This is a genomic window from Pseudomonas sp. GZJR-8, from assembly GCF_002916705.1.
GTDB lineage: Bacteria > Pseudomonadota > Gammaproteobacteria > Pseudomonadales > Pseudomonadaceae > Aquipseudomonas > Aquipseudomonas synxantha_A.
Genome location: NZ_JXSI01000017.1, coordinates 1 through 24,393, shown reverse-complemented (window position 1 = coordinate 24,393; position 24,393 = coordinate 1). Strand labels below are relative to the sequence as shown.

27 protein-coding genes and 2 pseudogenes are annotated in these 24,393 nt (G+C 60.9%); 13 read left to right on the top strand and 16 right to left on the bottom strand.

Annotated elements, in window-relative coordinates; genetic code table 11:
• Positions 1–62: 62 nt before the first annotated feature.
• Positions 63–947: a sugar nucleotide-binding protein gene (locus TK42_RS24935; RefSeq protein ID WP_032879234.1), complete on the top strand. Its 885-nt coding sequence runs from the start codon at positions 63–65 to the stop codon at positions 945–947.
• Positions 948–1,072: 125 nt separating this feature from the next.
• Here TK42_RS24935 and TK42_RS24930 read toward each other — a convergent pair whose 3' ends face one another.
• From TK42_RS24930 to TK42_RS24910, 5 genes are all read right to left on the bottom strand, one after another.
• Positions 1,073–1,771, bottom strand: a complete 699-nt coding sequence (locus tag TK42_RS24930) for an OmpW family protein (RefSeq protein ID WP_005791869.1) — start codon at positions 1,769–1,771, stop codon at positions 1,073–1,075.
• Positions 1,772–1,864: 93 nt separating this feature from the next.
• Entirely contained in the window at positions 1,865–2,386 is a 522-nt protein-coding gene (locus TK42_RS24925) for a DUF3299 domain-containing protein (protein WP_103735401.1), read from the bottom strand.
• 11 nt (positions 2,387–2,397) lie between these two features.
• Positions 2,398–3,663 (bottom strand): ABC transporter permease, encoded by a 1,266-nt coding sequence (locus TK42_RS24920; RefSeq protein WP_103735400.1) that lies wholly within the window; start codon positions 3,661–3,663, stop codon positions 2,398–2,400.
• Between the two features lies 1 nt (position 3,664).
• Positions 3,665–4,375 carry an ABC transporter ATP-binding protein gene (locus TK42_RS24915; protein WP_032879239.1) on the bottom strand — a complete coding sequence of 237 codons (711 nt, stop codon included), beginning with the start codon at positions 4,373–4,375 and terminating at the stop codon, positions 3,665–3,667.
• A 148-nt stretch (positions 4,376–4,523) separates the two neighbouring features.
• On the bottom strand, positions 4,524–5,123 hold the full coding sequence (locus TK42_RS24910) for a DUF2796 domain-containing protein (RefSeq protein WP_103735399.1): 600 nt from the start codon (positions 5,121–5,123) through the stop codon (positions 4,524–4,526).
• Positions 5,124–5,250: 127 nt separating this feature from the next.
• Here TK42_RS24910 and TK42_RS24905 point away from each other — a divergent pair, with 127 nt between their 5' ends.
• Positions 5,251–5,592 (top strand): hypothetical protein, encoded by a 342-nt coding sequence (locus tag TK42_RS24905; protein ID WP_032879241.1) that lies wholly within the window; start codon positions 5,251–5,253, stop codon positions 5,590–5,592.
• Here the strand turns inward: TK42_RS24905 and trxA are convergent.
• From trxA to TK42_RS24885, 4 genes are all read right to left on the bottom strand, one after another.
• Positions 5,589–6,461 (bottom strand): thioredoxin, encoded by an 873-nt coding sequence (trxA, locus tag TK42_RS24900; protein ID WP_103735398.1) that lies wholly within the window; start codon positions 6,459–6,461, stop codon positions 5,589–5,591. The two genes, TK42_RS24905 and trxA, sit on opposite strands and share 4 nt — an antisense overlap.
• 73 nt (positions 6,462–6,534) lie before the next feature.
• Positions 6,535–7,536: an Abi family protein gene (locus TK42_RS24895; protein ID WP_078822447.1), complete on the bottom strand. Its 1,002-nt coding sequence runs from the start codon at positions 7,534–7,536 to the stop codon at positions 6,535–6,537.
• 261 nt (positions 7,537–7,797) lie between these two features.
• Positions 7,798–8,451 carry a methyltransferase gene (locus tag TK42_RS24890; protein WP_103735397.1) on the bottom strand — a complete coding sequence of 218 codons (654 nt, stop codon included), beginning with the start codon at positions 8,449–8,451 and terminating at the stop codon, positions 7,798–7,800.
• On the bottom strand, positions 8,448–8,903 hold the full coding sequence (locus TK42_RS24885; RefSeq protein WP_005791855.1) for a YbaY family lipoprotein: 456 nt from the start codon (positions 8,901–8,903) through the stop codon (positions 8,448–8,450). Before TK42_RS24885 ends, TK42_RS24890 begins: the two co-directional genes overlap by 4 nt.
• A gap of 140 nt (positions 8,904–9,043) precedes the next feature.
• Between TK42_RS24885 and nrdR the strand changes: the two genes are divergently transcribed.
• From nrdR to TK42_RS24830, 11 genes are all read left to right on the top strand, one after another.
• Positions 9,044–9,508: a transcriptional regulator NrdR gene (gene nrdR, locus TK42_RS24880; protein ID WP_019818855.1), complete on the top strand. Its 465-nt coding sequence runs from the start codon at positions 9,044–9,046 to the stop codon at positions 9,506–9,508.
• Positions 9,505–10,632: a bifunctional diaminohydroxyphosphoribosylaminopyrimidine deaminase/5-amino-6-(5-phosphoribosylamino)uracil reductase RibD gene (gene ribD, locus TK42_RS24875; RefSeq protein WP_103735396.1), complete on the top strand. Its 1,128-nt coding sequence runs from the start codon at positions 9,505–9,507 to the stop codon at positions 10,630–10,632. Before nrdR ends, ribD begins: the two co-directional genes overlap by 4 nt.
• Positions 10,633–10,680: 48 nt before the next feature.
• Entirely contained in the window at positions 10,681–11,343 is a 663-nt protein-coding gene (locus TK42_RS24870) for a riboflavin synthase (RefSeq protein WP_005791849.1), read from the top strand.
• A gap of 15 nt (positions 11,344–11,358) precedes the next feature.
• Positions 11,359–12,450: a bifunctional 3,4-dihydroxy-2-butanone-4-phosphate synthase/GTP cyclohydrolase II gene (gene ribBA / locus TK42_RS24865; RefSeq protein ID WP_003194579.1), complete on the top strand. Its 1,092-nt coding sequence runs from the start codon at positions 11,359–11,361 to the stop codon at positions 12,448–12,450.
• An 88-nt stretch (positions 12,451–12,538) separates the two neighbouring features.
• Positions 12,539–13,015 (top strand): 6,7-dimethyl-8-ribityllumazine synthase, encoded by a 477-nt coding sequence (gene ribE / locus TK42_RS24860; RefSeq protein ID WP_078822443.1) that lies wholly within the window; start codon positions 12,539–12,541, stop codon positions 13,013–13,015.
• The gene (nusB, locus tag TK42_RS24855; protein ID WP_032879249.1) at positions 13,012–13,512 is read left to right on the top strand and encodes a transcription antitermination factor NusB; all 501 of its coding nucleotides are present in this window, start codon (positions 13,012–13,014) and stop codon (positions 13,510–13,512) included. The genes ribE and nusB overlap by 4 nt, the downstream gene beginning before the upstream one ends.
• 18 nt (positions 13,513–13,530) lie before the next feature.
• Complete coding sequence (gene thiL, locus TK42_RS24850) at positions 13,531–14,496, top strand: thiamine-phosphate kinase (protein WP_103735395.1); 966 nt, start codon at positions 13,531–13,533, stop codon at positions 14,494–14,496.
• A gap of 54 nt (positions 14,497–14,550) precedes the next feature.
• Positions 14,551–15,285: an ABC transporter substrate-binding protein gene (locus TK42_RS24845; RefSeq protein WP_032879252.1), complete on the top strand. Its 735-nt coding sequence runs from the start codon at positions 14,551–14,553 to the stop codon at positions 15,283–15,285.
• Positions 15,286–15,405: 120 nt separating this feature from the next.
• Positions 15,406–16,023 carry a GTP cyclohydrolase II gene (gene ribA / locus TK42_RS24840; RefSeq protein WP_005791841.1) on the top strand — a complete coding sequence of 206 codons (618 nt, stop codon included), beginning with the start codon at positions 15,406–15,408 and terminating at the stop codon, positions 16,021–16,023.
• Positions 16,020–16,439: a nuclear FMR1 interacting 1 family protein gene (locus TK42_RS24835; protein WP_032879254.1), complete on the top strand. Its 420-nt coding sequence runs from the start codon at positions 16,020–16,022 to the stop codon at positions 16,437–16,439. Before ribA ends, TK42_RS24835 begins: the two co-directional genes overlap by 4 nt.
• Positions 16,436–17,221 (top strand): cobalamin-binding protein, encoded by a 786-nt coding sequence (locus TK42_RS24830; protein ID WP_103735394.1) that lies wholly within the window; start codon positions 16,436–16,438, stop codon positions 17,219–17,221. Before TK42_RS24835 ends, TK42_RS24830 begins: the two co-directional genes overlap by 4 nt.
• Positions 17,222–17,311: 90 nt before the next feature.
• On the opposite strand, the gene TK42_RS24825 is transcribed toward TK42_RS24830, so the two are convergent.
• The 7 genes and pseudogenes from TK42_RS24825 to TK42_RS24795 all read right to left on the bottom strand — a co-directional run.
• Positions 17,312–19,186 carry a TonB-dependent receptor domain-containing protein gene (locus tag TK42_RS24825; RefSeq protein ID WP_078822437.1) on the bottom strand — a complete coding sequence of 625 codons (1,875 nt, stop codon included), beginning with the start codon at positions 19,184–19,186 and terminating at the stop codon, positions 17,312–17,314.
• Between the two features lie 132 nt (positions 19,187–19,318).
• Entirely contained in the window at positions 19,319–21,217 is a 1,899-nt protein-coding gene (dxs, locus tag TK42_RS24820; RefSeq protein WP_103735393.1) for a 1-deoxy-D-xylulose-5-phosphate synthase, read from the bottom strand.
• A 110-nt stretch (positions 21,218–21,327) separates the two neighbouring features.
• Positions 21,328–22,215: a (2E,6E)-farnesyl diphosphate synthase gene (gene ispA, locus TK42_RS24815; protein WP_032879258.1), complete on the bottom strand. Its 888-nt coding sequence runs from the start codon at positions 22,213–22,215 to the stop codon at positions 21,328–21,330.
• Positions 22,212–22,454 carry an exodeoxyribonuclease VII small subunit gene (locus TK42_RS24810; RefSeq protein ID WP_005791829.1) on the bottom strand — a complete coding sequence of 81 codons (243 nt, stop codon included), beginning with the start codon at positions 22,452–22,454 and terminating at the stop codon, positions 22,212–22,214. The genes ispA and TK42_RS24810 overlap by 4 nt, the downstream gene beginning before the upstream one ends.
• Positions 22,455–22,529: 75 nt before the next feature.
• A pseudogene (locus tag TK42_RS27455) lies at positions 22,530–22,633 on the bottom strand (hypothetical protein); the annotation flags it as partial.
• Positions 22,634–23,161: 528 nt separating this feature from the next.
• Entirely contained in the window at positions 23,162–23,494 is a 333-nt protein-coding gene (locus TK42_RS24800) for a hypothetical protein (protein WP_103735391.1), read from the bottom strand.
• Positions 23,491–24,393, bottom strand: a pseudogene (locus TK42_RS24795) (RHS repeat domain-containing protein); the annotation flags it as partial. The gene TK42_RS24800 and the pseudogene TK42_RS24795, both read right to left, overlap by 4 nt.

Genomic DNA, 24,393 nt, shown 5'->3' with positions numbered 1-24,393 from the left:
GCAAGGCGCACACGCCTGTCGATAATAACCATCGTTCCAAACAGACCGGGCCTGCTCAATCTATGCGAATGCGCCTTATGTTACTGGGCGGCGGGAATGCCCTCGGGCAAGCGCTGATTCGCCTCGGTGCAGAGGAAGACATCGGTTTCCTCGCCCCCAAACCGCCCCAAGACGGCTGGGATGCCGCGAGCCTTACCCAATTGCTCGACGACACCCGTCCCGATGCATTGATCAACCTCGCCTACTATTTCGACTGGTTCCAGGCCGAAACCGTGAGCGAAACCCGCTTGGCCGCCCAGGAGTTCGCCATCGAACGCCTGGCTGAATTGTGCCAGCACCACAGCATCACGCTGCTGCAACCGTCCAGCTACCGGGTGTTCGATGGCTCGCGCGCCACCGCCTACAGCGAAAAAGACGAGCCGGTGCCCCTGGGCCTGCGCGGCCAGGCGTTGTGGCGTATCGAACAGAGCGTGCGCGCCACTTGCCCACAACATGTGCTGCTGCGATTTGGCTGGTTGCTCGATGACAGTGTCGACGGCACGCTCGGGCGGTTCCTGGCCCGGGCCGAAAAACCTGATGAACTACTGATGGCCGACGACCGTCGTGGCAACCCGACGCCGGTGGACGATGCCGCACGGGTGATTATCTCGGTGCTCAAGCAGCTTGATTGCGCGGCGCCGCTGTGGGGCACCTATCATTACGCCGGGCATGAGGCGACTACGCCGTTGGCCCTGGGCCAGGCGATCCTGACCGAGGCGCGCAACTTCCACGCGCTGGCCATTGAATCCCCCACTGCCCAGGCCCACGCGGCTCGGCCGGATGCGGCGGATGAACCGCAGCACGCGGTGCTGGCGTGCAAGAAGATCCTGCATACCTTTGGCATCAAGCCAAGGGCATGGCGGGCGGGGCTTCCGGCGTTGCTGGACCGGTTCTACCGCCACAGCTGACACGCTACAAAACCAAATGTGGGAGGGGGCTTGCTCCCGATAGCGATGGGTCAGTCCATGAATCTGTTGACTGACACTCTGCTATCGGGAGCAAGCCCCCTCCCACATGGGTTATGCAGTGTTGCTTAGAACTTGTAGCCAATACCCACCATGTAAACCATCGGATCCACGTCCACATTGACCTTGGCCCGAGTGCCCTGGCCCAGCGCATTGTTATCCACAGTCGCCTTGGTGCTGATGTCGATGTAGCGCGCCTGGGCGTTGATCATCCAGTTGTCGTTGATCATGTAGTCGGCGCCGATCTGTGCGGCCCAGCCCCAGGAGTTTTCGGCCTTGAAGTTGCTGAAGCCGGCTTGTTGAGCGCGACCGCCGACGTGCTCGTCGTAGATCCAGGTGTAGTTGATACCGGCGCCCACGTACGGCTGGAATGCCGACTTGTTGTCTAGCGGGTAGTACACGACGCTCAGGGTCGGCGGCAGGTGCTTGAGCGAACCGAGCTTGCCGTTGGCGGCGCCCAGTGCGGTGTTCTTGAGTTTCACGTCATGCTCGAAGGGCGTGGCGGCCAGCAATTCGATACCGACGTGGTCGGTGATCATGTAGGCGAAGTTCAAGCCCAGTTGGGTGTCGCTGCTCATAGTCGCCTTGCCGCCCAGGTTGGTGCCGGCCAGCGGGCCCTGGTCAACCTTGACTTTGCCGCTGTCGGCCTCCGGGTTCACGGTGATTGCACCGGCACGCACCAGGATATCGCCCGCTTGGTGAGCGTGTGCGACCGGTGCGACGAGGGCGAGCGCGAAGAGGGACGCGCCGAGCAGAGACTTGTTCATGGGAGCTCCAGAGGACGTTAAAAGTTGTACGTCCAATGGTAAAGATCGTTCCGTTCGGTCTTTTGACTCAGCTCAATGAAAGGGTGATCAGCGCTACTCCTGCAGCTCGTACATGTAAATCTTCTGGGCATCCATCTGGTAACCGGCGTCGGCCAGTTCACTCGACGACGGCTTGACCTGCATCGCACCTTCGATCCAGTACGGCTGATACAGCTCATCGAGCTTCACGCCGACTTCGCTTTTCACATGCACGATCTGGTTCGACGGCGGTGGCGGCACGTGGATGCACGCGCCGAAATACGGCACCAGCAGAAACTCGGTGGTGCGGCCCTCTTCGCTGACTTCCAGCGGCACGATATACCCCGGCAGGCGGATGTGCTGGCCGTCGAGGCTCTGCACCACCGGCGCGTTGGGCAGATCCTGCTTGGCCGCCGGCGCCGCCTCGACGGACAAGGCATCGGCCATGTTCGACAGGTCGTGCAGCGGCTTCATATTAGGCACTTCCGGTGGCGCATCCGGCGGTATCATTTCCTGCCAGGACAGGTCCTTGGGCTGTTCATCCGCCCACACGGGCACGGCCGTCAGCAGTAACAGGGCAAACAGGGCACGACGCATCGAAGCCTTCCTCATACACGGATGGACAGGCCATCGGCCAAAGATTGTTGATAGGCGCGCCACGCGGGCACGCTGCCCATCAACAGCGCTGCCGCGAGGATACCCGCCAGCAGGGTCCATTCATATTCGCTCGGCCAGGACATCGGCAGGTCCAGCCCGTAGTTGGCCTGCAAGTAACCACGGGAGGCGGCGATGCAGACATACAGCAGGCCCACGCCTGCTACCACACCGGACAAGGCCAGGGCGAAGGCTTCGAAGATCAGCAGGCTCGCGATATGCCAGGGGCGTGCACCCACCGAACGCAGAATCGCCATCTCGCGGCGGCGCTCGTTGAGGCTGGTGAGGATCGCCGTGAGCATGCCGATCAAGCCGGTCAGCACCACGAACAGCGAGATCACGAACAAGGCTTTCTCGGCGGTGCTCATCATGCTCCACAGCTCTTGCAGGGCCACGCCCGGCAGGATCGCCAGCATCGGCTCGCCACGGAACTCATTGATCTGCCTTTGCAACGCGAAGGTGGAAATCTTGTTGTTCAGGCCGAGCATGAACGCGGTGATGGCTTGCGGCGTCAGGTCCATATTGCGCGCCTGGTCGGCGCTGATGCGGCCTTTGCCCTGGGCCGGCACACCGTTGTGCCAGTCGACATGGATCGCCTCCATGCCACCCAAGCTGATGTGCAACGTGCGATCTACCGGCGTACCGGTACGCTTGAGGATTCCGACCACGGTGAAGGGTTTGTCGTCGTGCTTGACCAGGCTGACCACCGCTACACCGTGGGCCAGCACCAGCTTGTCGCCGAGTTTGTAATGCAGGGCGTCGGCAACTTCGGCGCCGAGCACCACTTCAAACGGGTCGGTAGCGAAGGCGCGGCCGCTGGCCAGTTCGAGGTTTTGCTTGCGCCCGTACTGGTAATGCTCGAAGTAGGATTCGTTGGTGCCCATCACGCGGTAACCGCGATGGGAGTCGCCGAGGGAAATCGGAATGGCCCATTTCACCTGGGGGCTGGCGGCGAAATGCTCAAAGCTGTCCCAGCGGATGTTGTTGGTGGCGTTGCCGATGCGAAACACCGAATACAGCAGCAGGTTGACCGAGCCCGAACGTGCCCCGACGATCAGGTCGGTACCGCTGATGGTGCTGGCAAAACTGTTGCGCGCCTCGACACGCACGCGCTCCACCGCCAGCAACAAGCACACGGAAAGCGCGATGGCGAAGGCAGTGAGGATCGCAGTAAAGCGGCGGTTAGCCAGGCTGGCCATGGCTAGACGAAACAGATACATCTCAAACCTCTGCGGGCGTGGCGGCGCGATTGAGTTCGGCCAGTGACAGGTTGCGGTCGAACAGTGACGCCAGGCTCTGGTCATGGCTGACAAACAACAGGCTGGCGCCAGCTTCACGGCATTCAGCGAACAGCAACTGGATGAACGCTTCGCGGGCGTCATAGTCCAGGGCTGAGGTGGGCTCGTCGGCGATCACCAGTTCCGGTTGGCCGATCAACGCACGGGCGGCAGCCACCCGTTGTTGCTGGCCGATGGACAGCGAGTCGGCGCGGCGCTCCAGCAAGTCCTTGTCCTTCAAGCCCAGGTGCGCGAGCAAGGTCGCAGCCGCCTGGTCGACACTGCCGTGGCGCTGTTTGGCCCGTTGTGCGCGCAACCTGGAAAAATGGCAAGGCAACTCGACGTTTTCGCGCACCGATAGAAACGGCAGCAGGTTGAACTGCTGGAAGATGTAGCCGGTGTGGTCCACACGGAAACGATCACGGGCGCCGGCCGAGAGTTCGGTCAACTCCTGCCCAAGCAGGCGGATGCTGCCCTGGCAGGGTTTCTGCACGCCCCCCAACAGCCCCAGCAGCGTGGTCTTGCCACTGCCGCTCGGGCCCTTGAGGAACAGGGTTTCCCCGGGTTCCAGGCGGAACGCGGGGATGTCCAGCAACTGCGGGTGACCGGGCCAGTTGAAGCCCAGGTCGGACAGTTCGATTAACGCTTGAGTCATGGGAAGTCAGTGTCGCCTGGTAGTCGAAAATGGCGCCGATCCACTGTGGGAGCTGGCTTGCCTGCGATGGCATCGCTACGGTGTGCCTGCTGCACCGCGTCGCCAGTATCGCAGGCAAGCCAGCTCCCACATGGACTGTGCTTTCAAGTCAGAACTTCAGGGTGGCGGCGGTGGCCGTCGCGTCAACACCTTGCTGACCGCTCGGGCCGATCAGTTGTACCTGAATTTTCTTGGTGGCGGGGAAGGTCTTGAACACTTGGCTCAAGTCCAGGTTGCCCAAGGCCGTCGGCGTGGCGCAGGTGAATTGGTAGTGGGCGTGGATTTCGCTGTGGTCGTGATGGTGCTCGTGAGCGGCGGCGCCTTTGCCGTCGGTGGCGTGGTCATCGTCGTCATGGTCGGCTTCTGGTTTGTCACCGAACAGCGGGCTATTGAGTTCCTGGCTGCTGACCACACACCCTGCGGCCTTGGGCAGGTTGAACAGGGCCAACGGGTTCTCCAGTTGTTTGCGTACACCGGCGACCTTGGCTTTATCGGCGGCGCTGGTCGCTACATGCTCGAAACCCACCAGGTTCATGGCCGGGCTGTCCAGTTCAAGCTCAAGGGCCTTGTCATCCAGCACGGCATTGAGACGGCCGACCCCATGTTCATGGGCGCCGAGGCTGCCGTGCTCGTGGTCATGCTCTTCGTGAGCGTGGGCAACAGCCAGTGGCAGCAGGGCGAACGGCAAAGCAAGCAGCAAACGGCGCATGGGAGGCTCCAGGATGAAAGTTTTGTTATGTGATCTTATAACAATAGAGCCGAGAGTTTGACCGCCTGCTTGGTGTTGCGCAAGCTGCATGGGAGCATGACGGTCAGAAAAATGCAGGAGTACAGCGATGTTGCGAATTCGTGGAACCATCGGCGACCTGCCGGTGGACTTGACCCTGGAACTGGACGACGGCGATTGGGCGCGCTTGGGCGCACAGCTTCAGGCCGCCCCAACGCCCAGTGCGCCAACCGCGGCGCCGGTCAAACAAAACGACGACCTATGGCAGAGCGCCCAAGAGGTGCTGCGCAAGGCAGGGCAGCTCAACGGTCTGGAATTACTCGATCAACTGGAAGGGTTGGCAGGCGATGCGGGCGCGGGCAAGCGCCTGTTGGTGCGCCTGCGCCATAGCGCCAAAGTCAAGGTGAGCAGCGGCGGGGATACGCCGCTGTACCGTTGGATCGGTGATTAGTACAACGCGGCAAACAATTTGCGGCGGTACACCGTGACCAGCGGGTGCTCATTGCCCAGCAATTCGAACACCTGCAGCAACGTCTTGTGCGGCAAGCCTTCGCTGTAGCTGCGGTTGCGGGTAAACAACTTGAGCAAACCTTCCAGTGCCGCATCGTACTGCTGGCGCGCCAGTTGCTGGATCGCCAACTGATAGGCCGCTTCGTCGTCCTGCGGGTTCTGTGCCAGACGGCTCTTCAGATCGGCGGTGTCCGGCAAGTCTGCGGCCTGGCGCAGGAAGGTGATCTGCGCCTTGGCCCCGGCCAGGGCGGCCTTGTGGTCGTCGCTTTTGACAGCGTCAAGCACGGCCTGGGCTTCACCCAACTCACCGCGCTCAGCCAGGCAGCGTGCATACAGGATCAGGGCTGCGGCGTTGGTATTGTCCTCGCCCAACAACTGCACCAGCAGCGCTTCAGCCTCGCTGATGCGCCCTTCGCTGAACAGCGCCTGGGCCTGTTCCAGCGGATCCGCCGCAGCCGGTGGTGGCATCTGCACATGTGGCTCCAGCATCGCCCGTACTGCCGACTCCGGCTGCGCACCGGCAAAGCCGTCCACCGGCTGACCATCCTTGAACAACACCACCGTCGGCAGGCTTTGAATGCCGAAACGCGCGACGATGTCCTGTTCGGCCTCGCAATCGACCTTGGCCAACAGCAACTCGCCGCGATAGGTCTCGGCAATCTGCGCCAGCATCGGCATCAGCGCCTTGCATGGCGCACACCATTCGGCCCAGAAGTCCACCAGCACAGGTTTTTCAAAAGAATTCTGAATCACCGCCTGGTCGAAGTTGGCGGTGGTGACGTCGAAGATGTACGGCGTGGGCTCACTCATGGGGCGTCTCGAATAAAGCGGGAATGGGGGCAACTATAAGGGCTGGCGCTAGCTATCGGAAGCCGCCTGGCATTCAGTAATCATGCGCGTGCCAAAACGGGTCCAGATACCAGTCCTGAGGAAAACCCATTGCTTCGATACGGACGTCGGGAAACTCGTCGATCAGCAGATGCAGGCTGTGACCCCAGCGAGTATGTGGGCTCACCTGGCCCATCAGGTGATTGAGTATGCATAGCGTGGAGAACATGCGGCTATGTGTCCCCGGTTGAAGCAAATACTGCGGCCATGGAAAGCTGGCTTTTTTGGGCAATTCAGGACGGATACCCAATTCTCGGTTCCACATGCGTGAATGGTGAGCGCAGATATTTCGGACAGTGGTCAGCGTGTGCAGCCAGGACTGCATGAGTGGTGCCGGGAGTAGAAGGCGCCTGGAGATCGCTTTCTTGTCGGCGTCCTTGGCCAAGCCTTTGTACAGATGGGATAAGTCTCCCAGTGTCAATTCTTCCAACATGGCCCAACCCGGCATCAACGCGGGCTGGACGTAGGTCACGGAGTAATGACGGGCATAACTTTCTTTTGCCCTTTGGCGTTTAAGAAGATCTTTTCGTGCATCGCTGGCATGTGATCTATCGATGCGTTCGCATTCGCGCTGGTAGTCACGGGTTGCGCTGGCTTGCTTCATGGACAGTGTTGCAAGCAGGCGTTGATGATCAAATTTGAGGTGGAACAACCCTGGATTGAGATACCAATGACTGCCATGGGCGGGTCCCATGTGATTACTGATAACCGAACGTGAGGCTATTTCGACGCGCTCAATGGCATCCATGGTCAGTAAGCGAAGCCTTCTATCAAAATCGTATAGGCGGGTTAATTGGCGGAACTGGCTACCTTCACGAAAAAGATGGTCAATAGCGTCAGGCTGTTGAAAGGGCCGCATATAAGGGCTGAGTCGAAAGAAACTGACGGATTGCAAGAAGTGCTCGGCACGAGCTTCATTGTGAATTATCAGTCCGCGCCGCTTGAGGAGTCCCAGCTGGGCAGGAACGTCGATGGCAGGTTTGCTGAATGACCTCATGCCCAAAAAGTACCGGGCATAAAAAACCCGCACAATTTGTGCTTAGTTACTGATGCAACCAGAGGCATGGCGGGTGTATTGCCGCAAAGATTAAGCAGGTGCCTGACGTTTGGCAAGGCCGTTGAGTCGTAAGTTATTAGCGAAACTGTCTGCCAGGACATGTCAGGAAATTTTCCATCCGTGAGCGAAGGATGGCATTTTCCATGCCTCGCCTTTTCCTGTCTTAGCCAATCTGTTGCCGGGAATTTGTAACGCGAAGGCTCAGCGCCGCGAATGGTACAGACTCACCTTGCGAAACTTCCAAGGCTCGGCCAGGTCCGGCAGGGTCAACGCGTCCAGAACCTCCAGCCGTTGATAACGCGGGTGTTGGAAGTCCCGCACCCGCGAATCGGCCACCAGCGCTTCGCGGCCACGGGTGAGGAATTGATCCAGCAGCGGCAGGTTGGCGCGGTCGTAAAGCACGTCGGCCACCAGGATCAAGTCAAAACGGTCGGCTTCGGCGAAGAAGTCGGCGCAATAGCCCAGCTCCACCGCATTGAGTTCGGCGTTGGCGCGGCAAGACGCCAGGGCCAGCGGGTCCAGGTCACACGCCACTACTTCCAGGGCCCCCGCCTTTACGGCGGCAATCCCGGCCACGCCGGAACCGGCGCCGAAATCCAGCACGCGTTTGCCGGCGACCCACTCGGGATGCGCCGCCAGGTAGCGCGCCAACGCCAGGCCGCTGGCCCAGCAAAAGCTCCAGTAGGGCGGCTCATGCAGGATGCGCCGGGTTTCTTCCTGGCTGAAGGCGCGGTCCATATTGTCGGCATCGAGCAGCCATAGCGACAATTCGGTACCCGGTAGCGGGCAGGGCACCAATTGCGCGTCGCCGATCAACTCGCTCAAGGCGCGCTGCAGGTGCAGCGGTGGCGTCATGGCGCCTTGACGAGTTGCAGGGGGCCGGTGCTCTGGGTGATCGCCTGGGTGACGCGCACGGCGGGCAGGTGCAGGATCAACTGGCCGGACTGGCTGGCGCGGCCACGCAATTCAACGCGTGCACCGGCCGGGAAGGCTTCAGGGTTGAAGCGCAGGCGGAAGGCCAGGGGCTTGCCATTGCCGCTCAGCACGCTGCTGGCGAGCAGTTGCTGCGGGCGCGAACGGTCGTCGATCACCAGCAGCGCCATCTCGACTTCGGCGCCGGCGGGCACGTTGGTCAGGCTGCCGCTGATTTCCCGTTGATAGGCGGGCAGGGGGCCGAGGTCTTCAATACCCGGGACTTTTTTCTCTTGTGCCGGTGTCGGTTGAGGCGCGGCCGGTTTGGGGGCTTCGCTGCTGCAGGCGACCAGAAAACTGAACAGCGTGAGTAGAACGAGTGGTCGTAACTGCATGTACGGCTCCAGAAAGGACAAAATCCGTGGCTTAAAAAATATCAAACATATAAGCCTGCCTATATACCGTAAAGGCTATGGCTTGTCTTGCGACGGGGATGCGCTACCATGGCCCTCCCATTTTTTGTTGCCTGCCAACCATGCACTGTCCCTTCTGCGGTGCCAACGACACCAAGGTCATTGACTCGCGTCTGGTCGCCGAGGGCGATCAAGTGCGTCGCCGGCGCGAATGCCTGGCCTGTGGTGAACGTTTCACCACCTTCGAAACCGCCGAACTGGTATTGCCCCGTCTGATCAAGTCCGACGGCAGCCGCCAGCCTTTCGACGAAGAAAAACTGCGTGCCGGTATGCAGCGCGCCCTGGAAAAACGCCCGGTGAGTGTCGAGCGCCTGGAAGCGGCGCTGGTGCATATCAAGCACAAGCTGCGGGCGACCGGCGAGCGCGAGGTCAAGAGCCTCGTGGTCGGCGAGCTGGTGATGGGCGAACTGCAAAAGCTCGACGAAGTCGCCTATATCCGTTTTGCCTCGGTGTATCGACGCTTCCAGGACCTCAATGAGTTCCGCGAAGAAATCGACCGCCTGGCCCGTGAGCCCTCCAAACAATGAAGTCTGAACAGGCAGTCCTCGACGCCCATTACATGGCGCGTGCCCTCGAATTGGCGCGCAAGGGCCTGTACACCACCCACCCCAACCCACGGGTGGGCTGTGTGATAGTGCGTGACGGGCAGATTGTCGGCGAAGGCTGGCATGAGCGCACCGGCGAGCCCCATGCCGAGCCGAATGCCCTGCGCGCCGCCGGTGAAAAGGCCCGCGGCGCGACGGTGTACGTGACGCTGGAGCCGTGCAGCCACCATGGACGTACGCCGCCGTGCGCCGATGCACTGGTGAGCGCCGGTGTGGCGCGGGTGGTGGCAGGTATGCAGGACCCGAACCCGGAAGTGGCCGGGCGGGGCATGCAGCGCCTGGCCCAGGCGGGTATCGAGGTGCGCAGTGGTGTCCTGGAAGCTGAGGCGCGGGCGCTTAACCCGGGGTTCCTCAAGCGCATGGAGCACGGTTTGCCGTTCGTGCGGGTCAAGCTGGCCATGAGCCTGGACGGCCGCACGGCGATGGCCAGCGGCGAAAGCCAATGGATCACCGGCCCCGCTGCCCTCGCCGCCGTCCAACGCCTGCGTGCCGAGGCGAGTGTGGTGTTGACCGGTGCCGATACGGTGCTGGCCGACGGCGCCCGCTTGACTGTGCGCGCCGCTGAGTTGGGCCTGGATGAACAAACCACCGCCCTGGCCATGTCGCGCCCGCCTCTGCGCGTGTTGATCGACGGCCGATTGCGCGTGCCGCTCAATGCACCCTTCTTCAAGGCAGGCCCGGCACTGGTCATCACCTGCGTAACCCCGGAGAACCAGTTCCCCCGTGGCCCTGAATGCCTGGTGGTACCGGGCGTGGAGGGCCAGGTCGACCTGCGCTCGGCGCTGGTGGCATTGGCCGCCCGTGGCGTCAACGATGTGCTGGTGGAAGCGGGCCCGAGCCTGGCGGGCGCGTTTGCCCAGCAGGGCCTGGTGGATGAGTACGTCATATTCATCGCCGGCAAGTTCCTCGGCTCCGCTGCCCGGCCGTTGCTGGACTGGCCGCTTGAGAAGCTGGTCGACGCGCCCCAACTCAAGATCACTGACATGCGCGCTGTAGGCGACGACTGGCGAGTCACTGCCATTCCCGTCCCGACAGCGAGCGTATAATTCCCGGCCTGCGCTTAAGCGTCAGCCCCTCGTTTTCAGGAGAGCGAAATGTTCACCGGCATTATCGAATCCATCGGCAGCATCCGTGCAATGACCCCCAAAGGCGGCGATGTGCGCCTGCTGGTTGAAACCGGCAAGCTGGACCTCGGCGACGTCAAGCTGGGTGACAGTATCGCCGTCAGCGGCGTGTGCCTGACCGTTATTGAGCTGCCGGGCAACGGCTTTGCCGCCGACGTCAGCCGGGAAACCCTGGACTGCACCGCGATGAACGACCTCAAGGCCGGCAGCCCGGTCAACCTGGAAAAAGCCCTGACGCCGACCACGCGCCTGGGCGGTCACCTGGTCAGCGGCCATGTCGACGGTGTCGGCGAAGTGGTGGCCCGCAGTGAGAACGCACGCGCCGTGGAATTCCGCATCCGTGCGCCCAAAGAGCTGGCCAAGTACATTGCCCACAAGGGTTCGATCACCGTTGATGGCACCAGCCTGACCGTGAACGCCGTCAATGGCGCCGAATTTGAACTGACCATCATTCCCCACACCCTCAGCGAAACCATCATGGCCTCCTACCAGCCGGGGCGCCGGGTGAACCTGGAAGTGGACTTGCTTGCCCGTTACCTGGAGCGCCTGTTGCTGGGCGAAAAGGCCGCAGAGCCTGCATCAGGCAACATCACCGAAAGCTTTCTGGCCGCTAACGGCTACCTGAAATCCTGACCAAGGGGGTGCCGCGTGGCGCTCAATAGCATCGAAGAACTGGTTGAAGACATCCGCCAAGGCAAGATGGTCATCCTTATGGATGACGAAGATCGCGAGAACGAAGGCGACATCATCATGGCCGCCGAGGCGTGCAAGCCTGAGCACATCAACTTCATGGCCAAGCACGCCCGTGGTCTGATCTGCATGCCCATGAGCCGCGAACGCTGCGAGTTGCTCAAGCTGCCGTTGATGGCGCCGCGCAATGGGTCGGGTTTTGGCACCAAGTTCACGGTATCGATTGAAGCCACCACTGGCGTCACCACCGGTATCTCCGCCGCTGACCGCGCGCGTACCGTGCAAGCCGCCGCCGCCAAAGATGCCAAGGCCGAAGACATCGTCAGCCCCGGTCACATTTTCCCGCTGATGGCTCAACCGGGTGGCACCCTGGCTCGCGCCGGTCACACCGAAGCCGCCTGCGATCTGGCGCGCATGGCCGGTTTCGAGCCGAGTGGGGTGATCTGCGAAGTGATGAACGACGACGGCACCATGGCCCGTCGCACCGAACTGGAAGCCTTTGCCGCCGAACACAACCTCAAGATCGGCACCATTGCCGACCTGATCCACTACCGCATGATCCACGAACGTACCGTTCAGCGGATTGCCGAGCAGCCGCTGGACAGCGAACTGGGCCAATTCAATTTGGTGACCTACCGTGATTCAGTGGAAGGCGACGTGCATATGGCCCTGACCCTGGGCAACATTTGCGCCGAAGAGCCGACCCTGGTGCGGGTGCACAACATGGACCCTCTGCGCGACCTGTTGATGGTCAAGCAACCCGGCCGCTGGAGCCTGCGCGCCGCCATGGCCGCGGTTTCCGAGGCTGGCAGCGGTGTGGTGCTGTTGCTCGGTCACCCGCTGGACGGCGACGTATTGCTGGCGCACATCCGCGAAACCGCCGACGCCGTGCCGGTGAAAAAACCGACCACCTACAGCATCGTCGGTGCCGGTTCGCAGATCCTGCGCGACCTGGGCGTGCGCAAAATGCGCCTGATGAGCGCACCGATGAAATTTAATGCGATATCCGGATTCGACCTGGAAGTTGTAGAATACGTGCCCTCCGAATAAAGGCCGGCGATTTTTGCCCCTTGTTCGCGGTTAAATCATCACTGAGGGACGCACTTTTCGCGTCCCGGCTCTTTAAGAGATTTGTCGAATGACCCTGAAGACCATCGAAGGTACCTTCATCGCCCCCAAAGGCCGCTATGCCCTGGTGGTTGGCCGCTTCAACAGCTTCGTGGTTGAAAGCCTGGTAAGCGGTGCGGTTGACGCCCTGGTTCGCCACGGTGTGAGCGAGAGCGATATCACCCTTATCCGCGCCCCTGGCGCCTTCGAAATTCCACTGGTTGCGCAAAAAGTTGCTCAGCAGGGTGAATACGCGGCGATCATCGCCCTGGGCGCGGTCATTCGTGGCGGCACCCCGCACTTCGAATACGTAGCCGGCGAATGCACCAAGGGCCTGTCCCAGGTGTCCATGGAGTTCGGCGTGCCAGTCGCTTTCGGCGTACTGACCGTTGATTCCATCGAGCAAGCCATCGAGCGTTCCGGCACCAAAGCCGGTAACAAGGGCGCTGAAGCTGCCTTGTCCGCGCTGGAAATGGTCAGCCTGCTGTCGCAGTTGGAGGCCAAGTGATTTCCGACGAAAGCGATCGTTTCAACCCGCGTGACGAGCGTCCAGCCGATGCCGGCAAGCCTTCGAAAAGCGAAAAGCGCCGTGCGGCCCGTCAGCTCGCCACCCAGGCGCTGTACCAGCGTCATATGGCTGGCACTTCGCTGAACGAGATCGAAGCGCAATTTCGCGTCGATAACGACTTCACCTTTGCTGACCAGAGCTACTTCCACGACATCCTGCACGGTGTTCCGGCCAACATGACCGAGATCGATGCTGCGCTGACGCCATGCCTGGACCTGACCCTCGAAGAGCTGGACCCGGTTGAGCTGGCGGTACTGCGCCTGTCCACCTGGGAGCTGCTCAAGCGCGTTGACGTACCGTACCGCGTGGTGATCAACGAAGGCATCGAACTGGCGAAGGTCTACGGTTCGACCGACGGTCACAAGTTCGTCAACGGCGTGCTCGACAAGCTGGCCCCGCGCCTGCGTGAAGCCGAAGTAAAGGAACACAAGCGCTAATCTGCGCTTGAGTCCCGCATGGGCGAGTTCGAGCTGATCCGCAAGTACTTCGCCGCCGCGCCTTGTGCGCAAGGCGGCGATGGCATTGCCCTGGGGATCGGCGACGACTGTGCCTTGCTGGCGCTGCCCGCCGGAGAGCAACTGGCGGTCTCTACCGATACGCTGGTGGCCGGCGTGCATTTTGCCGACCCCTGTGACCCGTACCTGCTCGGCCAGCGCTCGCTGGCCGTGGCGGTGAGCGACCTGGCCGCCATGGGCGCCGACCCCCTCGCGTTTACCCTTGCCCTGACCACGCCGACCGTGGATGCCGATTGGCTGCAACGCTATGCCCAAGGCCTGAACGCCATGGCGCAACGTTGCGGCGTGGGCTTGGTGGGCGGCGATACCACCCGAGGGCCACTGAGCCTTACCCTGACCGTATTTGGCCGCGTACCGGCCGGGCAGGCGTTGACGCGCAGTGGTGCGCAGCCGGGTGACCTGCTGTGTGTGGGCGGCGAACTGGGCAATGCCGCTGGTGCTTTGCCATTGGTCTTGGGCCAACGCACGGCGGATGCGGCAGTCGCCGAGCCCCTGCTGGCACATTACTGGTCGCCGCAACCGCAGCTGGCCCTGGGGCTTGCATTGCGGGGCAAGGCGAGCGCGGCCATGGATATCTCCGACGGGCTGCTGGCCGATTGTGGGCATATCGCCAAGGCTTCGGCGGTCAGCCTGGTGATCGAACGTCACAGGTTGCCGTTATCTACCGCCTTGCTGACATTTGTCGGCGAGGATCAGGCCCGCGTCGCGGCGTTGAGCGGGGGCGATGACTACGTGCTGGCATTTACCTTGCCGATATCCGCGTTGGCACCTTTGCAAGCGGGCGGCTGGCCGGTTCACGTGATCGGTCGGGTCGAAGCGGGGCAGGGCGTGACCCTGCTCGATGCCCATGGTCAGGACATTACACCGGCCGTGCGCGGCTATCAGCATTTTCGCGAGACGCCGTAGCCAGCGTCCTGCGCTACCCTTTATCTGATGATTACCACGTAGGAAGCCGTCACTATGGTCGTGCGCTGCTGGCTGCTGATCGCTCTGTGTGCCTTTACCTCTGTACTTCAGGCGGATGAGGCGTCGGTGCCCGGCAAGGTCATGCTGGCCGGCGAAGAGTGGAACGACTACACCAATAAAGATGGCAGCGGCCTGGCCTGGGACGTGGTGCGCCAGATCTTCGAGCCGGTAGGCATCACCCTGCAGACCCGCAGCGAGCCCTACACCCGCTCGGTCGGCCTGGCCCAGCGTGGCGAGGTGGATGGATGCGTCGGCACCTATCGCAATGAAGTCAGCGGGGTGTTGTACCCCCGCTGGAACTTCGACGCCGACCACGTATACGCCCTTGGGCTCGCCACTGCGCCTACGCCGACACAGGCGACGCTGGGCGACTACCGCCTGGCCTGGGTGCGTGGCTACAAGTACGAGCAATACCTGCCCAATGTGCGCCGCTTCAACCAGATCGAACGGCGCGACGGTATCCTGCCAATGCTGCAATACGGTCGCGCCGATTTCTATATCGATGCCCTCACTGAAGCCAAGTATGTACTCAGCCAGGCGCAAGACCCGGCGCTGTTCAAACTTACGCATATCGCCGAGTTGCCGCTCTACATAGCCTTTGCCGATACCGAGCGCGGCAGGGCGTTGATGGCGGTGTATGACCAGCGTTTGGCCGCCCTGGTCAAGACCGGCGAGCTCAAAGCGACTTTTGCGCGCTGGAAACAGCCGTATCCGTTTCCGGGCCCATAGAACTGACGCGAAGGCCAATCGAACCTATTGATCTTTATCAGCGATAATTCAGCTTAAGCGTCTGTAGGAACCTGCTGTTACAATGGCCGCCTCTGTGAAATCTGAAATCAGGAGCACACGGTGCCCGTCGTTTTCGTCGCCGCTTCCAAGCTGCCTACCCCTTTTGCCACGTTCACCATGAACGGCTTTCTCGAAGAAGCCACCGGGCGCGAGCACGTTGTGCTCAGCCTCGGCGACATCACGGATGGCGCGCCGGTGCTGGGGCGCGTGCATTCCGAGTGCCTGACCGGCGATGCGCTGTTCAGCCAGCGCTGTGACTGCGGCTCGCAACTGGAAGCCGCTTTGCAAGCCATCGCCCGTGAAGGCCGTGGCGTGCTGCTGTACTTGCGTCAGGAAGGCCGTGGCATTGGCTTGTTGAACAAGATCCGCGCCTACGAACTGCAAGATGGCGGCGCCGACACCGTGGAAGCCAACGAGCGCCTGGGCTTTGCCGCCGACCAGCGCGACTACGCGATCTGCCTGCCGATGCTTGAGCACCTGGGGGTCAAATCCCTGCGCCTGATGACCAACAACCCGCGCAAGGTCAAAGCCTTGACCGAGATGGGCATCACCGTGGCCGAGCGCGTGCCGCTGCACACCGGGCACAATCCGCACAACAAGCTCTACCTGGCGACCAAAGCCAGCAAGCTCGACCATATGATGGGCAACGAGCACCAGGGCGAGGTCGACCGCGCGTGACTCGCGGCCAGGTGAAACGGCGGTTATCCTTCAACTGGTGGCAGTACCTGGCTTTGGCATTGCTGCCCCTGTTTGTGATCAATCTGCTGTTTGGCCGTGCTGAACCCCTGCTGCCCGTGCTGGCCATGCCGTTCTTCATTGCCGGCGTGGCCTCGATGTTTCTCAGCCTGCGTTATTTTCACGGCTATAAACATGCGCTGATCGCCACTTCCAAAGCCCTCGATACCCCTGAAGAACCTGCTGCCTGGATCACCCTGGCGGCGCGTCGGCGCACGGCTTTGCTGGTAGCCGCGCTACCGGCCTGGATCGGTGCGCTGGCGGTGTTCGTGGGGCTGGAAGCGGTGCCACTGTTCCTGCTGGCAATGTCGACCATGGTGCTGTTTTACCTCTACCGCATTCCGCGTCAACTGGGATGAGCCGCTACTGGCTGGCACTGCTGCTCGTATTGAGTGTTCAGGCGATGGCAGCCGAACGAGTGGTCAGCCTGGCGCCGTCGCTGTCTGAAATCGTCGTTGAGCTGGGCGCAGCCGACCTGTTGGTGGGTGTGCTTGATGGTGGTGAGCGGCCAACAGCACTGGCAACGGTTGCGTCGGTCGGGCATTACGGCCAACTGGATATGGAGCGTCTGCTCAGCCTGAAGCCCGACCTGGTCCTGCTGTGGCCCGGCAGCGTCGGCCCGGCCCAGCGTGAGCAGCTTCAGCGGTTGAATATCCCGGTGTATATCGCCGAGCCCCATAGCCTTGAGCAACTGACTACTCAGGTCCAGGCCATTGCCGAGCAATTGGGCCGAGCTGAGGCAGGGCGCCAGCTCGCTGCACAACTACGCCAGCGCTTGGCCGAGTTGCGCCAGCGCTATCAGCGGGCCGAGCCGTTGCGGGTGTTTTACCAAGTGTGGAACCAACCGCTGTACACCGTGGGTGGTGGGCAGATCATCAGCGATGCGCTCAGTGTGTGCGGGGCGCGTAATGTGTTTGATGATCTGAAGTTGCCGGCGCCGCAGGTCAATATCGAGTCGGTGCTGGCGCGTGATCCCGAGGTGATCCTGGTGGGGGATCAGGCTCAGAAGGAGGCCTGGAAGGCATGGCCGGCGATGGCTGCTCGGGTACGGTTAGTGCCGGACAAGGGCCTGGAGCGGCCCAGCGGGCAGATGTTGGAGGCGGTGGGGCGGTTGTGCCAGGTGATTGCGCCGAACCTGTGACAACGCTATCGCAGGCAAGCCAGCTCCCACAGGGGAATGCATTTCAATTGTGGGAGCTGGCTTGCCTGTGATGACGTCGGTGCAGGCCCCTCAGAACTCAGGCGTCCATGTCAGCCCAACCATCCACACCCGACCTTCTTCACGATAATTCTGAGCCTCCCCGAGGTAGCTGTACTTCGCCCGGGCATAGGACCTGTCCAGCACGTTATCCACCTTCAGCGACAACGACACCTCTCGGTTCAACGCCCAACTGCTGCGTAGCCCCAACAAGGCATACCCGCCCAAACGGTTGCGGTTGGCTTCATCATCGTAGCTGCTGCTGATCGCCTGCCAGCTCGCGCCAACGCCCAGCTTGTCGAACTGCCGATCCAGATCCAGGTTCAATGTACGCCGAGCGCGACGTGCCAGGGTGTGGCCGCTGTCACGGTCACGCGGGTCGATAAGCGACAGGCCCAGGTTGCCCTGCCAGCCAAACACTTCCTGCTTGAGCGCCGCTTCAAAGCCGTTGATCCGCGCCGATGCCACGTTTTGCGGCTTGCCGGCGTCAAGGATGATCGCGTCGCTCAGGTCGGTACGATACAGCGAGGCTTCCACCCGTGTGCTGTCGGTCAGTTGGCTGCGCCATTGCAGCTCGTAGCTCTTTGATGTCTCGGGCTGCAGATTGGGGTTGCTGTACTGCGTGTCGGGGTAATAGAGGTCGTTGAAGGTCGGCGCGCGGAAGCCTTCGCTGTAGCTCAAGAGTAGGTCGTTGTCAGGGTTGACCGGTACGGTCAGGGTGCCGCTCCAGCTATTTTGACCGCCGAACTGCTGGTTCTGGTCGCGACGCAGCCCAAGCTCGGTGGAAAACCACTCGCTGTGGAAGCGGTGCTGCACAAAGGCGGCGCGGTTCCAGCGGCTGTTTTCGGTAAAGGTGGTGGAGCCGTGGAAGCGGTCTTCATACCAGTCGCCACCGACGATCAGGTTGTTCTGCTCATTCAGCGTCAGGTCGTTCTGCCAGTTGACCGAGTCGCGGTAGGTATTGAACACGCTGAAATCATCACTGAGCGTATCGCGCTTGGTGTCACGGTTTTCGCTGTGGCCCAACTCCAGGCGCGACTGCCAGGTCTCATTGAGCTTGGCATCGACATAACCGCTGGCGCTGCTGACGGTGTAATCGGTGTAGGGTTTCTGGCCGACGCTCTGCCCGGTGGCGCCGTTGTAGCGGCCATAACTGTTGTCGTACTCCGACTTGCCACGGTTATCCAGCAGATTGAAACCTACCTCCAGCTCATCGCTGAACGAATGGCGGAGGTTCAGGCTGATGGACTGGTTTCGGTAGGCATCATGGTCGCCGTCACTGGGGAACGACGCGTGGCTCGCGTTGATACCTGCGGTTTCATCCAGGCTTGCGCCCAGGTTGAAGCGCGTATGTTCATCGCCGCCCGACAAGCCCAGGCTACGTTCCCACGTCTGGTTACTGCCAAACCCGAGCTTCAAGCGCGGCTGCAAGCCTTGCTCGGCATTGCGCCGGGTAAACACCTGGATCACTCCGCCAATCGCGTCGCTGCCGTAAATGACCGAGCGGGAACCGCGCAGCACTTCCACCCGTTCAATCTGATCGACGTTGAGGTATTGCAAGCCGCTGTCGCCGGAGGTGGTGTTGGCGATGCGTTGGCCGTCCACTAGCACCAGGCTCTGCGCCGACTTGGTGCCGCGAATGAAGATCCCCGGCAGACTGCCACGCCCACCGGTCGGCGCAACTTGCACGCCCGGCACGCGGCTGAGCAGGTCGGTGACGCTGCTGGGTTGCAGGCGGTCGATGTCGGCGCGGGTGAAGACGGTGTTGGCGGCGCTGCTGTCATTACGCGCCTGCACTTGGCGGTTGGCGCTGATGACCACGTCGGAGAGCTTCAGGGCCTGGTCGCGGGTGTCGGCGAGCAGGTCAGCGCAGGGCAGAAGCAGCAGGGCAAGGCACAGGCGTTTCATGGGCTGTCCATAGCATTGGAAGGTCATGCAAAACCACTGTGTGGATTGCCTGCGATAGCGGTGTATCTGACACATTGTTAGCGAATGTGCCGCCGTCATCGCAGGCAAGCCAGCTCCCACAGTTGGGGCTGATTACAGGTTCAGTAGCGCCAGGCGCTCGCGAACGGACGCCTCGATACCCGCCTCATCCAGCCCGCATTCAGCCAGCATCTGCGCCGGCTTGGCGTGTTCGACGTATACATCCGGCAAGCCCAGGTGCAGCACCGATTTGAGGATGTTCTCCCGCGCCAGGAACTCGCTGACTGCCGCGCCGGCGCCGCCCATGATGGCGTTCTCTTCGACGGTCACCAACAACTCATGGCTGGCGGCGATTTCGCGTACCAGCGCCTCATCCAACGGTTTGACGAAACGCATGTCCACCACCGTGGCATCAAGCTTTTCAGCCACTTTCAGCGCTTCGGCCAGTTGTACGCCAAACACCAGGAATGCAGTTTTGCTGCCTTGGCGACGCACGACGCCTTTGCCGATTTCAATCGGCTCCAGGTCTTTCTCGATCACGGCATTCGGGCCATTGCCCCGGGGATACCGCACAGCGGCCGGGCCGTTGTACAGGTGGCCGGTGCTGAGCATCTTGCGCAGTTCGTTTTCGTCGCTGGGCGTCATCACCAGTATGCCGGGGATGCAGCGCAGGTAGGACAGGTCGAAGCTGCCAGCATGGGTCGGGCCGTCTTCGCCCACCAGGCCGGCGCGGTCGATGGCGAACAGCACGTCGAGGTTCTGCACCGCCACATCGTGAACCAACTGGTCATAACCGCGTTGCAGGAAGGTGGAGTAGATCGCCACCACCGGCTTGGCGCCTTCGCAGGCCATGCCGGCGGCGAAGGTGACAGCGTGCTGCTCGGCAATCGCCACGTCGAAGTAACGCAACGGGAAACGCTCGCTGAACGCCACCAGGTCGGAGCCTTCCTTCATCGCCGGAGTAATGCCCACCAGGCGTGGGTCGGCAGCCGCCATGTCGCACAGCCATTCGCCAAACACACCGGAATACTTCGGCCCGCTAGCCTTTTTCGGCGCGGCGGCGGGCGCGTCCAGGGGTTCGAGCTTGGTGATCGCGTGGTAACCAATCGGGTCGACTTCAGCCGGGGCGAAGCCTTTGCCCTTCTTGGTGACGATATGCAGGAACTGCGGGCCCTTGAGGTCGCGCATGTTGCGCAAGGTGGCGATCAGGGTCGGCAGGTCGTGGCCATCGATAGGGCCGATGTAGTTCCAGCCCAGCTCTTCGAACAGGGTGCCGGGCACCAGCATGCCCTTGGCATATTCTTCGGTGCGACGGGCGATTTCCCACGCGCCAGGCAGACGCGACAGCACTTTCTTGCTGCCTTCGCGCATGCTGGCGTAGGTGCGGCTGGAGAGGATTTTCGCCAGGTAATTGGACAGGCCACCGACATTGCGCGAGATCGACATGTCGTTGTCGTTGAGGATCACCAACATGTTGGCATCCACTTCTGGCGCATGGTTGAGCGCTTCGAAGGCCATGCCGGCAGTCAGCGCGCCATCCCCGATCACGGCAATCGCCTTGCGATCGCTGTTTTGCAGACGGGCGGCAATCGCCATGCCCAACGCTGCACTGATGGACGTGCTGGAGTGGCCGACGCCAAAGGTGTCGTACTCGCTCTCGGAACGACGCGGGAAGGCGGCCAGGCCGTCCTTCTGACGCAGGCTGCCCATGCGCTCGCGACGGCCGGTGAGGATTTTATGCGGATATGCCTGATGGCCCACGTCCCACACCAGCCGGTCGTCCGGGGTGTCGAACACGTAATGCAGGGCGATGGTCAGCTCGATCACGCCCAGCCCGGCGCCGAAATGCCCACCGGTCTGGCCGACCGTGTAGAGCAATTCCAGGCGCAACTCATCGGCCAGGGTTTCCAGCTCGGCTTCACCCAGTCGACGCAGGCCGTCCGGCGTGGCAGCGCGGTCGAGCAGGGGCGTGGACGGGCGTTTGCGGGGAATCTCTTGAAACGTCGTGGGCATCAGGCGAATCGTTATAGGTATAGAAGAGGCGGCAGTTTACCTCAAGCGGTGCAAACTGCCCACGCAGGGCGCCGAACTTGGCCGATATGCGGCGCAAATGGCCGGGGTTGTCAGTGGCGGCGCTCGACGATATACCGCGCCAGGTCACGCAGCGGCTCGGCCGCCGCGTCGAAAGGTCGCAGGGCATCCAGGGCCTGGTCACGCAGCTCAATGGCGTATGCCTTGGCGGCTTCCAGCCCCAGCAGAGCCGGATACGTCGGCTTGTCCCGTGCAATATCGGCGCCTTGGCGTTTGCCGAGGGTGGCGGTATCGCTTTCCACGTCGAGAATATCGTCCTGCACCTGGAAGGCCAGGCCGATCGCGCGGGAATAAGTCTGCAGGGCCGCCAGTTGCTCGGCGTCGGCGCGGCCGCTGGCCAGGGCGCCCAGGTGCACGGCGGCTTCGATCAACGCGCCGGTCTTGTGGCGATGCATGTATTCAAGGGCTTCTTGATCCAGCTTGAGGCTGACCGAACCCATGTCGATGGCTTGGCCGCCGACCATTCCGGCCGGGCCAGCAGCGTGGGCCAGAGCAGTAACCATGCGCAGGCGGATCTCGGCGTTGACGCTGCTTAGCGCCGGGTCCAGCAACGCGCTGAACGCCAGGCTCTGCAAGCCATCCCCGGCCAGGATCGCGTAAGCCTCATCGAAGGCTTTGTGGGTCGTGGGCTGGCCGCGACGCAGATCGTCGTCATCCATCGCCGGCAGGTCGTCGTGTACCAGGGAGTAAGCGTGGATCAACTCCACCGCACACGCTGCGCCATTGGCCTCGGCCGCCGGCGCGCCCAGGGCTTCGCAGGCCGCATAGGCCAGCAACGGGCGCACCCGCTTGCCGCCATTCATCACGCTGTAGCGCATGGCTTCATAGAGGCGCGTCAATTCCGGGCTTGGCGCAGCAAACAAGGGCTCCAGCGCCGCATTCACCCGGGCTTGGCTACTGGCCTGATACGCGCTGATCATTCCGGCTGTTCCGCATCGAAAGGCTCTTGCGCCAACTCCCCGTCGCGCTCCAGCAGCACCTGGACCTTCTGCTCCGCCTGCGCCAACGCGCTCTGACAGTCGCGGGTCAGGCCAATGCCTTGCTCAAATGCCGTCAACGAGTCTTCCAGCGACAACTCGCCGTTCTCCAGACGCTCGACCAGGGTTTGCAGGTCGGCGAGGGATTGTTCGAAATCCAGTGCAACTTTTTTGCGGGCCATGGCGGCAATTCCGGTAGACGGTAAACCGGCGCGACACTAGCAGACATGGGGGATTGGGGCAAATGAGTGGGGCTGTTACTGCTGGGCGGGATTGATCTGATAACGCGTGCTGCGGCCGCCTTCGGGGAGGCGTGTCAGGTAGTTTTTTCCAGTAGGTCGGCCAGGTGGCGTGTTGTTGATTCATAAGGGGACGCCTGGGGGCGTGTGAGCCGAATAGAGAGAGTATTCGGCTCATTTTGTGAGCTGATTGTGCTTTGTATTCGGCTCATCGTCGAGGCGCTACTGGGCCACAGAGTGCGTTCTCAGGGGGGCGTTTGATATTCAACGGAAGCTGACGTCGATTCTATCGACTTTTAGTTTTATGAAGCGCTCGTTACATTCAGGATGGTCGTAGTGAATGTCCTCATCGTTTAATGAGACGAAGCTGTGAAATTGTGTGTCGCGTAGGGTTCCATAAAGTAGGTAAGCATATATCCGGGATTTGTCTTTTCAATCAGTGGTGTTCTCGGTTCAACCCTTTCAATCTCGTAATCGTCAGATAGATTCATTGTCAGCTCGACGTCATACGTCTTTCCGACTTCTATCTCATGTGGGGAATAGCTGACGAAGCAATTAATGATGACTCCCTCGATGAGCAGTATTACGTCCTCTTCTATATGGATACTGGTTTCTATAACTCGTGCTTTCTTTAATTTCACGTCTAGTGCCTAGAAGTAGAAAAAAACACCGGTTTTTCTATCGATAGCTAACTGGGTTAAATGGATTATTTTTTCTAATAGTTCGGGGTTTTCAGGCAAGGATTTTTTTTTAAAAATTCTTAGCATTTCGGTGAGCTCTTCGGAAGTGTTAATGTGTTCGTCCTCATAGTCATCGATGATCTTTTTTAAAGAATCATTGATCTCCTCGTATATTCCCGATTTCAAGAGTTGTTGGTGCTCTATGCTTGTGAGGACCACACGCTCCATCTGGTCGTTTGGGCACGCATTTAGGTCTAGCAAAAACATGGCTTCGCCAGTCAAGGGCGTACAAATCAATTTCATCGAGAATTTCCTTTTTTAAAATGTGTGACTTCATTGTATTCGCTTTGTGTTCTTCCCATCTGTTTGCCAGAAGAGGAAGTTTTGTTGTTGGGGATTGCTCCGGCTAAACTAAGATAACGCCTGGATCCCGGCAAGGACGGGTCGTGAATTCTAAAGTAATTACCATTAAGGTCTTCCACTATTTCAATCCCGCTCTGAGGGTTTTTGTATATTTTCTTTCCTTTATCTGTAGTTATTACTATCGGGTCAGGTCCAGCAAATTTAACGATATTTTCGTTCAGGTCAGCGGTCTGCCAATTGGCCGAGTACCGGGCTGCTCGCTGTGCTCCTCCTGCTTTTGGTAGCTCTGGTTGACCCTCATTAACTCGAACTGCCTGGGCTGATTCACGCGCTTCAATCTCGGGCTTACAGCCATCTTCACCGGGGCATGCATTTAGACCTAGTGGATCCACCCATCCCGTCGGATTGGGTACATACCGGTACCCATTGACCCCACCCGCCAACTTCACCGGATCCGGCGTCAGGTAACGACCAATATCTGGATTGTAGTAGCGATGGCGGTTGTAGTGCAGGCCGCTTTCTTGATCGAAATACTGCCCCTGAAAACGCAGCGGATTGTCGATTTTTCCTACGTCGAGCCGGGCGATCTGACCGTAGGCGCGGTAGTGGGCGGACCAGACGATTTCGCCCTCGGGGCTGGTCAGTTACTGCGGTGTGCCGAGGTGGTCGAGTTGGTAGTGGTAGGGTGTTGTGGCTTGTGGTCCGTAGCCTTCCAGCAGTGCCAGCGGGCGGAAGCTGTTGGGCTCGTAGATATAACTGTGATGACAGTCCCCATGGTGCTCGGCAATCAGCTTGTCGCCTTGCCAGAAAAACTCCGTGGTTATGTCATCCACGGTCTT

Bases quoted from the DNA above. Each gene is read 5' to 3' on its own strand.
- TK42_RS24935 (WP_032879234.1), top strand. From the start codon at position 63: ATGCGAATGCGCCTTATGTTACTGGGCGGCGGGAATGCCCTCGGGCAA.
- TK42_RS24930 (WP_005791869.1), bottom strand. From the start codon at position 1,771: ATGAACAAGTCTCTGCTCGGCGCGTCCCTCTTCGCGCTCGCCCTCGTC.
- TK42_RS24925 (WP_103735401.1), bottom strand. From the start codon at position 2,386: ATGCGTCGTGCCCTGTTTGCCCTGTTACTGCTGACGGCCGTGCCCGTG.
- TK42_RS24920 (WP_103735400.1), bottom strand. From the start codon at position 3,663: ATGTATCTGTTTCGTCTAGCCATGGCCAGCCTGGCTAACCGCCGCTTT.
- TK42_RS24915 (WP_032879239.1), bottom strand. From the start codon at position 4,375: ATGACTCAAGCGTTAATCGAACTGTCCGACCTGGGCTTCAACTGGCCC.
- TK42_RS24910 (WP_103735399.1), bottom strand. From the start codon at position 5,123: ATGCGCCGTTTGCTGCTTGCTTTGCCGTTCGCCCTGCTGCCACTGGCT.
- TK42_RS24905 (WP_032879241.1), top strand. From the start codon at position 5,251: ATGTTGCGAATTCGTGGAACCATCGGCGACCTGCCGGTGGACTTGACC.
- trxA (WP_103735398.1), bottom strand. From the start codon at position 6,461: ATGAGTGAGCCCACGCCGTACATCTTCGACGTCACCACCGCCAACTTC.
- TK42_RS24895 (WP_078822447.1), bottom strand. From the start codon at position 7,536: ATGAGGTCATTCAGCAAACCTGCCATCGACGTTCCTGCCCAGCTGGGA.
- TK42_RS24890 (WP_103735397.1), bottom strand. From the start codon at position 8,451: ATGACGCCACCGCTGCACCTGCAGCGCGCCTTGAGCGAGTTGATCGGC.
- TK42_RS24885 (WP_005791855.1), bottom strand. From the start codon at position 8,903: ATGCAGTTACGACCACTCGTTCTACTCACGCTGTTCAGTTTTCTGGTC.
- nrdR (WP_019818855.1), top strand. From the start codon at position 9,044: ATGCACTGTCCCTTCTGCGGTGCCAACGACACCAAGGTCATTGACTCG.
- ribD (WP_103735396.1), top strand. From the start codon at position 9,505: ATGAAGTCTGAACAGGCAGTCCTCGACGCCCATTACATGGCGCGTGCC.
- TK42_RS24870 (WP_005791849.1), top strand. From the start codon at position 10,681: ATGTTCACCGGCATTATCGAATCCATCGGCAGCATCCGTGCAATGACC.
- ribE (WP_078822443.1), top strand. From the start codon at position 12,539: ATGACCCTGAAGACCATCGAAGGTACCTTCATCGCCCCCAAAGGCCGC.
- thiL (WP_103735395.1), top strand. From the start codon at position 13,531: ATGGGCGAGTTCGAGCTGATCCGCAAGTACTTCGCCGCCGCGCCTTGT.
- TK42_RS24845 (WP_032879252.1), top strand. From the start codon at position 14,551: ATGGTCGTGCGCTGCTGGCTGCTGATCGCTCTGTGTGCCTTTACCTCT.
- TK42_RS24830 (WP_103735394.1), top strand. From the start codon at position 16,436: ATGAGCCGCTACTGGCTGGCACTGCTGCTCGTATTGAGTGTTCAGGCG.
- TK42_RS24825 (WP_078822437.1), bottom strand. From the start codon at position 19,186: ATGAAACGCCTGTGCCTTGCCCTGCTGCTTCTGCCCTGCGCTGACCTG.
- dxs (WP_103735393.1), bottom strand. From the start codon at position 21,217: ATGCCCACGACGTTTCAAGAGATTCCCCGCAAACGCCCGTCCACGCCC.
- ispA (WP_032879258.1), bottom strand. From the start codon at position 22,215: ATGATCAGCGCGTATCAGGCCAGTAGCCAAGCCCGGGTGAATGCGGCG.
- TK42_RS24810 (WP_005791829.1), bottom strand. From the start codon at position 22,454: ATGGCCCGCAAAAAAGTTGCACTGGATTTCGAACAATCCCTCGCCGAC.
- TK42_RS24800 (WP_103735391.1), bottom strand. From the start codon at position 23,494: ATGAAATTGATTTGTACGCCCTTGACTGGCGAAGCCATGTTTTTGCTA.